The sequence below is a fragment of the Sphaerisporangium perillae genome, assembly GCF_023276435.1.
GTDB classification, from domain to species: Bacteria; Actinomycetota; Actinomycetes; order Streptosporangiales; family Streptosporangiaceae; genus Sphaerisporangium; species Sphaerisporangium perillae.
Window position 1 is genome coordinate 1 of the sequence record NZ_JALLPO010000085.1, and the last position, 12,221, is coordinate 12,221.

Genomic DNA, 12,221 nt, shown 5'->3' on the forward strand with positions numbered 1-12,221 from the left:
GCGAGATGTTCCGCATCGCCGACGGCGAGCCCCTCGGCTACGACGACCCCGACGTGCGCGGACACTCCATCGAGTTCCGGATCAACGCCGAGGACGCCGGCCGCAACTTCCTCCCCGCACCCGGCACGCTGATCACGATGCGGGCGCCCGCCGGCCCGGGCGTACGGCTCGACGCGGGGTACGAGGCCGGCATGACCGTGCCGCAGTCGTTCGACTCGCTGGTCGCCAAGCTGATCGTGACGGGCCGCACCCGCGAGGAGGCCCTCGCGCGCTCCCGTCGCACGCTCGAGGAGTTCGTCATCGAGGGGATGCCGACCGTCCTGCCGTTCCACCGGGCCGTCGTGTCCGATCCCGCCTTCACCGGCGAGCCGTTCTCCGTGCACACCCGGTGGATCGAGACCGAGTTCACCGGCGTCATCGAGCCCTACGCCGGGGAGACCTCGGCCGAGGAGCCGGTGGAGCGCGAGCGGGTGGTCGTGGAGGTCGGCGGCAAGCGCCTCGAGGTCGTGCTGCCCGTCGCCTCCGGCGTGGCGCGCCAGGCCGGCCCCAAGAAGCCGGCCCGCCGCGCCGCCGGCAAGGGCTCGGCGGCGGCCGCGAGCGGCGACTCCCTGGTCAGCCCGATGCAGGGCACGATCGTCAAGGTGGCCGCCTCCGACGGCGACGTCGTCCAGCCCGGCGACACGATCGTGGTGCTCGAGGCAATGAAGATGGAGCAGCCGCTCACCGCGCACAAGGCCGGCACCGTCACCGGTCTGGTGGCGGCGGTCGGCCAGACGGTCACGGCCGGGGCCGCCATCTGCGAAATCAAGGACGCCTGACCTCGGGCTACTGCGATTTCCCGTATCCGTAGAGATACGGTGGCGTATCGAGGAACCCAGACGTCCCCCCATTCGTCCTGTAGGACGAAGGAGGCATACAGCCGTGACCACTCATATGATGCGCCGCGCCACAGCCACGGTCGTGGCCATGCTGGCCGGACTGCTGACGCTGCTTGCTTTGTCGCCCGCGGCACAGGCCGCGGCCCCGCCGGATCCCAACACGATCCTCGCCGCCTGGAAGGGCGGAGACCCGGTCTACGCCGCGCCCGGCGTGTCGCTCAGCTCCAGCCAGCTCTCGGAGATCCGTGACGCGGTGAAGGGCGCGAACAGCAAGATCTACGTCGCCGCCCTGCCCGACGGCACCGTCACCGACAGCGCCTCGGCCGGGCCGCTGATCACCGCGCTCGGCAGGTCCCTCTCCACGGCGGGCCGCCCTAAGGCCACCGTGGCGGTCCTGGACGGCACCACGCTGTTCGCCGGGTCGAGCGCGATCCGCAAGACCGGCCTGGCCGGTCAGCTCGCCACCGCGGCGACCAGCAACAACAAGGACGTCGTCTCCGGCATGAAGGACTTCGTCGAGCGGGTCGACAAGGCCGTCAGCGGCGACACCAAGGGAGCCCTGAAGGCCGGCAGCGCCGCGAGCGGTGGAGGCGGCGGCGGTGTCCTGATCGGCATCCTCGTCCTCGCCGTCGTCGGCGGGCTCGGCATCTTCTGGTACTCCCGCAAGAAGCGGCGTGAGCGTGAGGCCCGCGAGGCCGCCGAGCTGGCCGCCGTCAAGCAGACCGTCGAGGAGGACGTCACCAAGTTCGGCGAGGAGATCACCGCGCTGGACCTCGACGTCAAGGTGGCGGACAACCAGGCCAAGACCCAGGAGGACTGGAAGCAGGCCCTCGACTCCTACGAGCGGGCCAAGAACGAGCTGGACGCGGTCAAGCGCCCGGACGACCTCCGCGACGTCACCACCGCGCTGGAGGAGGGCCGCTACGCGCTCGCCTGCGTCAAGGCCCGGGTGAACAACGAGCCGCTTCCCGAGCGGCGCGCGCCCTGCTTCTTCAACCCGCAGCACGGCCCCTCCGTCCGCGACGTCCTGTGGGCCCCGCCGAACGGCGCCCCGCGCGACGTGCCCGCCTGCGCGGCCGACGCGCAGCGCGTGGAGCAGGGCTTCGACCCGCACATGCGTGAGGTCATGGTCAACGGCGAGCGCCGTCCTTACTGGGACGCCGGCCCCGCCTACGCCCCCTACGCCTCCGGCTACTACGGCGGCTTCGGCGGCGACCTCATGACGGGCATGCTCATCGGCACCATGCTCGGCGGCTCCTTCGGCGGCTGGGGTGGCGGCGGCTACGCCTCCGGCTACGACGCCGGCTTCGCCCAGGGCGCCGAGTCCGGCGGTGGCGGCGACTGGGGCGGTGGCGGCGGCGACTTCGGTGGCGGAGGCGACTGGGGTGGCGGCGGCGGCGACTTCGGCGGGGGCGACTTCGGCGGCGGAGGCGACTGGTAAACCCACTCCCACCATCCGCGGCCGGGCCACCGGCCACGGTCACGGCTGGGCCTTCTGAAGAGCCCCGGCGCTTGACGGCGCCGGGGCTCTTCGCGTTGCCGGGCAGGACCACGGACCCGGACGGCCACGGTGGGCTTCCGATCGCGAAAGCGATCTGCAAGGCAGGTGCAACCCCTTATATATGATCACCTGCCACACTCGGCACAGTTGTCGAGGAGGCTCCCGTTGCGTCGTTCCATCCCCCTGGCCCTCATGTCCGGGCTGTTCGTTCTCGCCGTTCCCGCCGTACCGGCGGCGGCCGCGTCCGTGCCGGCGTCGGTGTCCGCTCCCGGCTCCGCCTCGGTCACTCTCCCAGCGCGGGCTTACGACGCGCTGGCCGCCCCGTGCAAGCCCGGGTCGGGCCCGAAGCTGCGGGGGAAGGACTTCACCGACGGAGCCGCACTCCCCGCTGATCTGCGCTGCGCCGATCTCAGCAACGCCAAGCTCGACGAGGTGGACTTCACCCAGAAGGACCTGTCGGGGGCGATCCTGCGGAACGCCTCGCTGAAGGAGGCGGACTTCACCCAGGCACATCTGGAGTACGCCGACCTGACCGGCGCCGATCTGTCCGACGCCGACCTCGGGCAGCTCCACGCCAAGCACGCCACCCTGCGGCGCGCGGTCCTCACCGACGCCGACGCGGGCCAGGCCGAGTTCCCGCACGCCGACCTCACCGAGGCGATCATGGCGCGGGCCGACCTGACCCAGGCCGACCTGACGGACGCCACGCTGATCGACGCCGACCTCAACGAGGCGACCCTCGGGCAGCTCCAGGCCAGGAACGCCGACTTCACCCGGGCCAAGATGCGCGACACCAAGCTCGGGCAGGCCCGGCTGCAGTTCGCCGTGTTCAAGGGGGCGAACCTCACCAAGGCGGAGCTCACACAGGCCGAGATGAACGGCGCCGACCTCAAGGGGGCGACGGTCGAGAAGGCGTCCTTCACCCAGGCGGACGATCTCAACCTGACCGGAGCGCTCGGCACGCCGGAGAACGTCCCGGACGATGCGACCGGCGCCACCGAGGACCTGCCGGAGGGCGCCCAGGGCACCGACGACCAGGGGCGGCCACTGCCGTCCAAGGGGAAGGGCGGGCTGGGACTGGTCCTGGTCATCCTCAGCGGCCTGGGACTGAGCATGACCCTGATCTTCTGGGGGGTGTCGCACCGGCGCAGGACCGAGCGGGCGGCCCGCTTCGCCACCGCGCGCCGCGCCGCCGAGGAGGACGTGATCAGGCTCGGCGAGGAGATCGACTCGCTGGACTTCGACTACAAGATCAATCACATGAGCACCGGCGGCGTGGACCAGGACTGGCGCCGGGCGCTGGACGCCTACGAGGCCGCGAAGCACTCGCTGGGCACGGCCAGGTCCGAGCCCGAGCTGGCGGGCGTGGCGGCGGCGCTGCACCACGGCCGCGACGCCCTCGGCCGCGTCCGATCGCGCCTGACCTGACCAGGAGCCGGGTGCGACAGGAGCCGGCCCGCCCGCCGTAGGCGAGACGCGCGGGCCGGCTCAGATGATGGTCGAGGTGCCCGGGAGCATGAGCTGGCGCGCGGCCTCGGTGATGGAGCCCGCGAGCGAGGGGTAGACCGCGAAGGTGTGGGCGATCTGGTCCACCGTCAGCCGGTGCTGGACGGCGAGCGACACGGCCAGGATCAGCTCGGAGGCGCGCGGCGCGACGATGACCCCGCCGAGCACGATGCCGGTGTTCGGCCGGCAGAAGAGCTTCACGAAGCCGTCGTTGAAGCCCTGCATCTTGGCCCTGGCGTTGGTGGCGAGGGGCAGCTTGACGACGTTCGCCTCGACCTCGCCCGCCTCGATCTGCCGCTGGGCGATGCCGACGGCGGCGATCTCGGGGTCGGTGAAGATCGTGGAGGCCACGGTGGCGAGGCGCAGCGGCTGCACGGCCTCCCCCAGCGCGTGCCAGACGGCGATGCGGCCCTGCATGGCCGCCACGGAGGCGAGCATCAGCACGCCGGTGCAGTCGCCGGCGGCGTAGACACCCGGAGCGGAGGTGCGGGAGACCTTGTCGACCTGGACGAAGCCGTTCCCGTCGAGCGTGACGCCGACCTCCTCCAGGCCGATGCCGGAGGTGTTCGGGACCATGCCGACGGTCATGAGGCAGTGGCTGCCCTCCGCCGTCCGGCCGTCCTCCAGCGTGACGACCACGCCGTGCTCGGTGCGCTTCACCGACGACGCCCGGGATTTGCCCATGACGTTCATGCCGCGGCGCCGGTAGACCTCTTCGAGGACCTCTGCGGCGTCGGCGTCCTCGTTGGGCATCATGCGATCACGGGACGAGACGAGCGTGACCTCCGAGCCGAGCGAGCGGTACGCGCCGGCGAACTCGGCGCCGGTGACGCCCGAGCCGACGACGATGAGGTGCTCGGGCAGCTCGTCCAGGTCGTACAGCTGCCGCCAGGTGAGCACCCGCTCCCCGTCCGGCTCGGCTCCCGGCAGCACACGCGGGGTGGCGCCGGTGGCGACGATCACGACGTCCGCCCTGATCGTCTGGTCACCCACCCGGACGACCTGCGGATCGACCAGGCGGCCCGAGCCCCGTACGACCTCGACGCCCTCGGCCGCGAGCCTGGCCGCGATGTCGGCCGACTGGGCCTGCGCCAGCTCCTTCACGCGCTTGTTGACCAGCGGCATGTCGGCCTGGATGCCGCCGACGTCTCCGTCGAGGCCGCCGGTGAAGTTGACGCCGAGGGAGGATCCGTCCATCAGGGCCTGCTTGCGGACGGATGTGGCGATCATCGTCTTGGACGGCACGCAGTCGGTGAGCACGCACGCGCCACCGGGGCCCTCCCGTTCGACCACGGTGACCCCGGCTCCGAGCTGAGCGGCGACCAGCGCCGCCTCGTATCCGCCGGGCCCGCCACCAATGATCACAATCCTCGTCACATACCCCATTCTCTCGCATGGCGCGGGATGCCATGAGTGGGATACCCGATCGAAACCCCCGAAGGCCGGTAAAAAGCTCGATTCCCCCGGGAAAACCCCTACGGATCCACGGGTTGTGGCATCGGTCACCGGAAGAAAGAAGGCGCCCGGCCACAGTCGCACGCGTGTTGGAAGCGCCGGGCCGGATCCTCGTGCCGATCTTGGATTACTCTTGTGTGCCGTGCCTGTTTACGCCGCCTATGGCAGCAACATGGACCCCAAGCAGATGGCTCAGAGGGCTCCGCACTCGCCCATGCGCGGGACGGGCTGGCTGCAAGGCTGGCGCCTGACCTTCGGCGGTGAGGACGTCGGCTGGGAGGGCGCCCTCGCGACGATCGCCGAAGACCCCGCCGAGCACGTCTTCGTCGTCCTCTACGACGTGCCCGAGTGGGACGAGGAGTCCCTCGACCAGTGGGAGGGCGCCGTGCTCGGCCTCTACCACAAGGTCCGGCTGCGCGTCGCGACCCTCGACGGCGAGGTCGTCGCCTGGTTCTACGTGCTCGACGACTACGAGGGCGGCCTGCCGTCCGCCCGCTACCTGGGCATCCTCGCCGACGCCGCCGAGAAGGCGGGTGCTCCGGACGACTACGTCGCCGACCTGCGCACCCGCCCCTGCACCTCCATCGGCGGCTGACCCGCCGATCGGTTTCAGCACTGACCGTCGGCGATGACCCAGTAATCGGGGCCGGTCTGGCGCAGCGAGTGGGTGACCATGACGTTCCACAGCCCCATGGCCTGGCCGGAGCCCTTGGCGTAGGTGAGGCCGAGGGAGACGTACGCGCGGCCCGCGACCGTGTGGGCGTAGTTGCCGGCGGTCACGCAGGCACCGCCGCCTGATCGGTCATCGCACCCCCGGCGGACAGGCCGGTCACGTAGACCCGGGCGGGGGCTTCCTTATCTGGCTGCGGTGAGGACCTCGGCAAGGGAGTTCGCGGCCTGGAGGGCGTCCTGGTAGCGGTTGTAGAGGGGGGCGAAGCCGAAGCGGAGGACGTCGGGAGTGCGGAAGTCGCCGATGACCTGGCGGGCGGTCAGCTCGGCCACGAGGGCGCCCGCGTCCGGGTGGCGCAGCGACACCTGGTGGCCACGCCGGTCGTCGCGCGGGGTCACCACCTCAACGGCGTCGCCGATCAGCTCGTCCACGCAGTCGATGAAGAACTCCGTCAGCGCGAGCCCCTTGGCCCGTACGTCCGCGAGGTCCACCTGCCGCCAGACTGCCAGCGCGGCGTCCAGGGTGAGCAGCGACAGGATGTCCGGCGTCCCGGCACGGGCCCGGGCGATCCCGGGCGCGGGCTCGTACCCCGGAGCCATGGCGAACGGGTCGCGGTGGCCGCCCCACCCCGACAGCGGCTGGCGGAAGGACTCCTGCAGCTCGCGGGGCACGTAGATGAACGCCGGGGCGCCCGGGCCGCCGTTGAGGAACTTGTAGGTGCAGCCGACCGCGAGATCGACCTTGAGCGCGTCCAGCTCGATGGGCAGCACGCCGGCGCTGTGGCACAGGTCCCAGACGATCCTGGCCCCCGCCGCGTGCGCCTTGGCCGTCAGTGCGGCCATGTCGTACAGCCGCCCCGTCTTGTAGTCGACGTGGTTGAGCAGCACGACCGCCGTCTGGTCGCTCAGCACGTCATCCAGCTCGTCCGGTGGTACCGGCCGCAGTACCGTGCCGGTCAGCTCGGCGACCGACTCGGCGATGTACCCGTCGGTCGGGAAGGTGCCGGCGTCCACCACGATCTCCCGCCGCCCCGGTGCCATCCGGACCGCCGCCACCAGGGCCTTGAAGATGTTGACGCTGGTCGAGTCCGCCACGACCACCTGCCCCGGCGCGGCCCCCACGAGCGGGGCGATCTTCTCCCCCACCCGCTCCGGCGCGGACCACCAGCTCTCCGTCCACGACCTGATCAGCCGGCGGCCCCACTGGTGGCGCACGACCTCCTCAACCCGCGCGGCCACCCCGCGCGGCGGCGCCCCGAGCGAGTTCCCGTCCAGATAGACGACACCGGGCTCGAGGTCGAACTCGTCCCGCACATGAGCCAGAGGATCCTCGGCGTCCAGCTTCGCCGCCCGCTCGATCAGATCAGCCATGTCCCACGCCCTTCACCTGCGCACTCGCCACCGAGAGCCCATTTCTCGACGAACGTTACGCAATGGACGTTTCGCCCGGATACCCCACCCCATCACCCGGCACGCTCCGTACCCGGGCCAGGACGCCCACGGCGGCGCCCCACGTCCGGCCGAGGGCGCGTTCAGCTCCACATGAACAGCACGAACCACAGCACGATCAGGCCGAGCGCGACGAGCCCGACTGCCGGCATGCCGCGCCTGACGGCGGGACGGGATCCTCCTGGACGGGGCGCCGGAGAGCTCAGGTCGATGACGACGGTGCCGGCCAGGACGTCGTGCAGGCACCTCTTGCCGGGACGGAAGATCCACAGAGCGTCGGCCAGGGAAAGGAGAAGGCCGATGTACGGCACCGCGGACGTGGCCGAGAAGGCCAGGGACCTCAACCCGGCCTGGCTCGGAGTCAGCGGCTCACCTGACCTGCCGACGACCTTTGTCCGGGTCAACCGCTTTCCGATCGTCTGTCCCCAGCGTGCGTGAGCGACCCAGAAGTACAGGAACGACACGAGAGTGAATACGAGGTCCACGTACCAGTACGGGTCCGTGGCGTAGGGATTGCCGAAGTACACCTCGAGCATGCTGCTCTCCAGCGCCGGCTGTTCGGGCGACTCGGCGAGCAATTCGGGCATCACCACGACGGTGAGGACGGTGTTCGCGATGGTGAGCAGCAGCAGGTCGATGAAGATCGCGGCGAACCGGTGCCGCCGGGCGGCGAGCACCAGCCCTGCCGACGCGGCGGGGGAGGAAATCACCAGCTCAGTCTGACAGGGATGATCTTCCTGTGCGAATTCGCTGCGGACGCCGGACGCCGGACGCCGCGTGGCGATAACACGGTGCGAAGGGGACGGTTCTCCGGCGATGATTCCGGTATGACGGACAGGTGGCTGCGAGCGGCGGCGCGGAACAACGCAGAGTGGTGCGACGCGATGTGCCGAGCCCACGACATGCCGGGCACGTTCACCGAGACCTTCTGGTCGAACCCGCGCAGGACGCCGGTCCTGTACCCGGACGCGGTGACCCTCACCCCCGCCGCGTCCGCCGGAGAAGTACTCGACGCCATCGACCTCAGCTCACCCGAGCCCTCCGTCAAGGACGGCTTCGCCCGGCTGGACCTGCGGGACGCCGGCTTCCGTGTCCTGTTCGAAGCCCGGTGGATCATGCGGCCCCCCGGCCCCGGCAGCTCTTCGGACGACCTGCGCGCGGTCACCGGCGACCCCATCACCTGGAGCACGATCACCACCGAGCCCGACCTTCGAGACTGGGACACGAACCTGCACGGCGGCTACGAGGAGGTCCTGTTCCCCCCGGGACTGCTCGCCGACCCCACCGTCACCCTGCTGGCCGGCCGCATCGACGGTGACATCGTCTGCGGCTCGGCACTCAACACCAGCGACGAGGTACTGGGCGTGTCCAACGTCTTCGCCTCCGGCTGCGACATCGACGCGGCATGGGAGGGCACCGTCACGATGGCCTCCGCCCTCTACCCCACCCGCCCCATGGTCGGCTACGAACGGCCCGACGACCTCGAAGCCCCCCTCCAGCAGGGCTTCACCCCCATCGGCCCGCTACGCATCTGGCTCAGATGACGAAGCGCGGCTGATGATCCCCGTCGAGAACTGAAGGGCGCGGATCCGGGCATTCGGGCTGTAGCCTCGGTCAACGTGAGCAATGACGCTTATTCGCTGGCCGCGCAGGCCGCAGACGCGCTGAAGGCCCTCACCGGGGTCGAGTCCTTCAATGTGGCGCTGGTCATGGGGTCCGGATGGGTTCCGGCCGCCGACGCCATCGGGACCACGATCGCCGAGCACGCGGTGACCGAACTGCCGGGCTTCGCCGCGCCGGCCGTGGCCGGTCATTCCGGGAAGGTCAGGGCGGTCGAGACCGAGTCGGGCAGGAAGGCCCTCATCTTCCTGGGCCGCACCCACCTGTACGAAGGCAGGGGCGTCGAGCCGGTCGTGCACGGCGTACGGACGGCCGTCGCGGCGGGCGCGAGCACGGTCGTGCTGACCAACGCCGCCGGAGGGCTGCGGCCGGAGGTTCAGAACGTCGGCGATCCGGTGCTGATCAGTGACCACATCAACCTGACCGGCGGCAACCCGATCACGGGCGCGACCTTCGTCGACCTGACCGAGGTGTACTCCAGGCGGCTGCGCGAGCTGGCCCGCGAGGCGGACCCGTCGCTGGCCGAGGGCGTGTACGTCGCGTTCCGCGGCCCCACGTACGAGACCCCCGCCGAGATCCGCATGCTGCGCACGCTGGGCGGCGACCTGGTGGGCATGTCGACCGTGCTGGAGGCCATCGCCGCGCGCGAGGCCGGAGCCGACGTACTGGGCATCTCTCTGGTCACCAACCCGGGTGCGGGGCTGGCCGGCGAGCCGCTGAACCACCAGGAGGTCCTGGAGGTCGGCAGGGTCACGGCGGCGCGGATGGGCGTCCTGCTGGCCAAGGTCGTCAACAAGCTCTGATCGGTGCGTGGCGGAGGACCAGAGACCCGGGGTGGGTTTCGCAAGATGCGATCAAAGGTGTGTCATGTCTGATCTGGTGCGGCGGGCGGAAGAGTGGCTGGCGCAGGACCCCGACCCGGAGACGCGGGCCGAGCTGCGGCGGATCCTCGATGAGGGCGACACCGCGGCGCTTCAGGACCGGTTCGGGGCCAAGCTGGAGTTCGGTACGGCGGGCCTGCGGGGCGAGCTTGGGGCCGGGCCGAATCGGATGAACCGCGTCACGGTGATGCGGGCCGCCGCCGGTCTGGCCGGGCGGCTCGGACCGGGCAAGCATGTGGTGATCGGGTACGACGCCCGGCACAACTCCGACGTCTTCGCCCGCGACTCGGCGGCGGTCCTGAACGGAGCAGGACTGCGCGTCTCGTTGATGGGACACCACTGGCCGACCCCGGTGCTGGCGTTCGCCGTACGGCACCTCGGAGCCGACGCGGGGGTCATGGTGACGGCCTCGCACAACCCGCCCCGGGACAACGGCTACAAGGTGTACTGGGGGGACGGCGCCCAGATCGTCCCGCCGCTCGACGTGGAGATCTCGGCGGCGATCGACGCGACCGGGCCGGTGGATCGGCTGCCGCTCGGAGACGAGTGGGAGACGCTGAGTGACGCGGCGATCGTCGAGCCCTACCTCGCCGCGGTCACCGCGCTGCCGACCGGGGACGCCCGGGACCTGCGGATCGTCTACACGCCGATGCACGGCGTGGGCGGGGAGATCCTGGTCCGGGCCTTCGCCGCCGCCGGGTTCGAGCCGCCCGCCGAGGTGGAGGCCCAGTTCGCGCCGGACCCGGACTTTCCCACGGTCGCGTTCCCGAACCCGGAGGAGCCGGGCGCGATGGACCTGGCGCTGCAGCTCGCCGAAAAGGCCGGCGCCGACCTGGTGATCGCCAACGACCCGGACGCCGACCGTTGCGCCGTGGGCGTGCCGACTCCGGACGGCGGGTACCGCATGCTGACCGGCGACGAGGTCGGCGGGCTGCTCGGCGAGTACATCATCGAGCACACCACCGCTCCGGATCGGCTGGTGGCCGAGTCGATCGTGTCGTCCTCGCTGCTCGGCAAGATCGCCGAAGCACACGGGGTTCGGCACGCCGAGACGCTGACCGGTTTCAAGTGGATCGTGAAGGCCGGGGAGGGGCTGGTCTACGGGTACGAGGAGGCGCTCGGCTACAGCGTCGGCTCCGACCTCGGGTTGCCCGTACGCGACAAGGACGGCATCGGCGCGGCGCTCACCATCGCCGGGATGGCGGCGCGGGCGAAGCGGGACGGCGGCAGGTCGCTGCTGGACCTGCTGGACGAGCAGGCCGTGACGTACGGCTTGCACGCGACCTCGCAGCTCGCCTTCCGGGTGAAGGACCTGTCGCTGATCACCGCCGCCATGGGACGGCTTCGCTCCCACCCGCCGCAGGCGCTCGGCGGCCGGGCCGTCCTGTCGGTGGACGACCTGAGCACGGGGGTCGGAGGGCTGCCGCCCACGGAAGGGCTGCGCTACCGGCTGGACGGCGGCGCCCGCGTGGTCGTCCGTCCCTCTGGCACCGAGCCGAAGCTGAAGTGCTACCTGGAGGTCGTCATCCCGGCCGCCGGGCCTGGCGGCGTCCCCGCCGCAAGGACACGCGCGACCGGCGACCTGGAGATCATCAAGACCGACCTGTCGGTCGCCCTGTGCCTCTAACCTGACCCCGACGTGCGAAAGACACTGCGTAGCACGCGTGGGCGTGGCTGATGAGCTGGGATTTTCACGTCGGCTAGGACCTCATGCCCGGCGGATGTTCACGTGCGGTGGTGTGGGCGGGGGGTGCGGCCGAGGTAGGTGTAGCTCCAGCGGTCTTTGCCGGTGCGGTTTCGTTGGTAGCGGTCGGGGTGTCGGTAGCGGTCGCGGTTGTGGAACTGGCAGGCGGGTCCGAGGTTGGCCAGGTCGGTGGGGCCGCCTTGGGCCCAGCCGTCGGCGTGGTCTGGCACATGGTGGCGGGGAGTGGGCAGCCGTCCACCCAGCAGGTGGCGTATCGGGCGATGACGGCTCGCCGCTGGGCAGGAGTGGCGAGCCGTACCTTTCGGCCCATGTCCAGCACCTGCCCCTCGGCGTCCATCACGATCCGCACCAAAGTGGAAGTGCGCGCCAGCCGGTGCACATCGCCTACCGGCAGCAGCTGCCCGGTGGCGGCCAGCAGCCCGGGAAACCACCGATCAGCCCGATGCCCACACCTGCCACAGCCATCATCAACCTCCCTGGCAGCTTCGGCCGGCTCCGCAGCTCCAGCAGGTGCCCCTACCGGCTCGTTACCTTCGACCCGCCCCCCGAAAGGTTCG

General features: G+C 70.9%; 13 protein-coding genes and 1 pseudogene. 8 read left to right on the top strand and 6 right to left on the bottom strand.

Annotation, left to right across the window (positions count from 1 at the left end; translation table 11 throughout):
- From MYF83_RS41670 to MYF83_RS41680, 3 genes are all read left to right on the top strand, one after another.
- A partial coding sequence (locus tag MYF83_RS41670) for a biotin/lipoyl-containing protein (RefSeq protein ID WP_308201585.1) occupies positions 1–818 on the top strand: 818 nt, incomplete at its 5' end.
- Between the two features lie 103 nt (positions 819–921).
- The gene (locus MYF83_RS41675; RefSeq protein ID WP_248966346.1) at positions 922–2,319 is read left to right on the top strand and encodes a hypothetical protein; all 1,398 of its coding nucleotides are present in this window, start codon (positions 922–924) and stop codon (positions 2,317–2,319) included.
- Between the two features lie 225 nt (positions 2,320–2,544).
- The gene (locus MYF83_RS41680; RefSeq protein WP_248966347.1) at positions 2,545–3,807 is read left to right on the top strand and encodes a pentapeptide repeat-containing protein; all 1,263 of its coding nucleotides are present in this window, start codon (positions 2,545–2,547) and stop codon (positions 3,805–3,807) included.
- Positions 3,808–3,867: 60 nt separating this feature from the next.
- Here MYF83_RS41680 and MYF83_RS41685 read toward each other — a convergent pair whose 3' ends face one another.
- On the bottom strand, positions 3,868–5,262 hold the full coding sequence (locus MYF83_RS41685; protein WP_248966348.1) for an NAD(P)H-quinone dehydrogenase: 1,395 nt from the start codon (positions 5,260–5,262) through the stop codon (positions 3,868–3,870).
- Between the two features lie 220 nt (positions 5,263–5,482).
- Between MYF83_RS41685 and MYF83_RS41690 the strand changes: the two genes are divergently transcribed.
- Positions 5,483–5,935 (top strand): gamma-glutamylcyclotransferase family protein, encoded by a 453-nt coding sequence (locus MYF83_RS41690; RefSeq protein WP_248966349.1) that lies wholly within the window; start codon positions 5,483–5,485, stop codon positions 5,933–5,935.
- A gap of 14 nt (positions 5,936–5,949) precedes the next feature.
- On the opposite strand, the gene MYF83_RS41695 is transcribed toward MYF83_RS41690, so the two are convergent.
- The 3 genes from MYF83_RS41695 to MYF83_RS41705 form a co-directional block, all read right to left on the bottom strand.
- A complete protein-coding gene (locus MYF83_RS41695; RefSeq protein WP_248966350.1) occupies positions 5,950–6,120 on the bottom strand; it encodes a hypothetical protein in 171 nt (56 codons plus the stop codon).
- Positions 6,121–6,195: 75 nt separating this feature from the next.
- Entirely contained in the window at positions 6,196–7,380 is a 1,185-nt protein-coding gene (kynU, locus tag MYF83_RS41700; protein ID WP_248966351.1) for a kynureninase, read from the bottom strand.
- 161 nt (positions 7,381–7,541) lie between these two features.
- Positions 7,542–8,168: an RDD family protein gene (locus tag MYF83_RS41705; RefSeq protein WP_248966352.1), complete on the bottom strand. Its 627-nt coding sequence runs from the start codon at positions 8,166–8,168 to the stop codon at positions 7,542–7,544.
- A 117-nt stretch (positions 8,169–8,285) separates the two neighbouring features.
- Between MYF83_RS41705 and MYF83_RS41710 the strand changes: the two genes are divergently transcribed.
- From MYF83_RS41710 to MYF83_RS41720, 3 genes are all read left to right on the top strand, one after another.
- Positions 8,286–9,002, top strand: coding sequence for a hypothetical protein (locus MYF83_RS41710; protein WP_248966353.1), 717 nt, complete (start codon positions 8,286–8,288; stop codon positions 9,000–9,002).
- Between the two features lie 75 nt (positions 9,003–9,077).
- Positions 9,078–9,881 (top strand): purine-nucleoside phosphorylase, encoded by an 804-nt coding sequence (locus MYF83_RS41715; protein ID WP_248966354.1) that lies wholly within the window; start codon positions 9,078–9,080, stop codon positions 9,879–9,881.
- A 64-nt stretch (positions 9,882–9,945) separates the two neighbouring features.
- Positions 9,946–11,586 carry a phospho-sugar mutase gene (locus MYF83_RS41720; RefSeq protein ID WP_248966355.1) on the top strand — a complete coding sequence of 547 codons (1,641 nt, stop codon included), beginning with the start codon at positions 9,946–9,948 and terminating at the stop codon, positions 11,584–11,586.
- A 98-nt stretch (positions 11,587–11,684) separates the two neighbouring features.
- Here MYF83_RS41720 and MYF83_RS41725 read toward each other — a convergent pair whose 3' ends face one another.
- Together MYF83_RS41725 and MYF83_RS44715 are read right to left on the bottom strand one after the other, a co-directional pair.
- Positions 11,685–11,873, bottom strand: coding sequence for a hypothetical protein (locus tag MYF83_RS41725; protein WP_248966356.1), 189 nt, complete (start codon positions 11,871–11,873; stop codon positions 11,685–11,687).
- A gap of 104 nt (positions 11,874–11,977) precedes the next feature.
- Positions 11,978–12,043 (bottom strand): annotated as a pseudogene (locus MYF83_RS44715) (hypothetical protein); the annotation flags it as partial.
- Here MYF83_RS44715 and MYF83_RS41730 point away from each other — a divergent pair.
- Positions 12,038–12,221 (top strand): hypothetical protein (locus MYF83_RS41730; protein ID WP_248966357.1); only part of this gene is annotated, 184 nt, incomplete at its 3' end. The pseudogene MYF83_RS44715 and the gene MYF83_RS41730 sit on opposite strands and share 6 nt — an antisense overlap.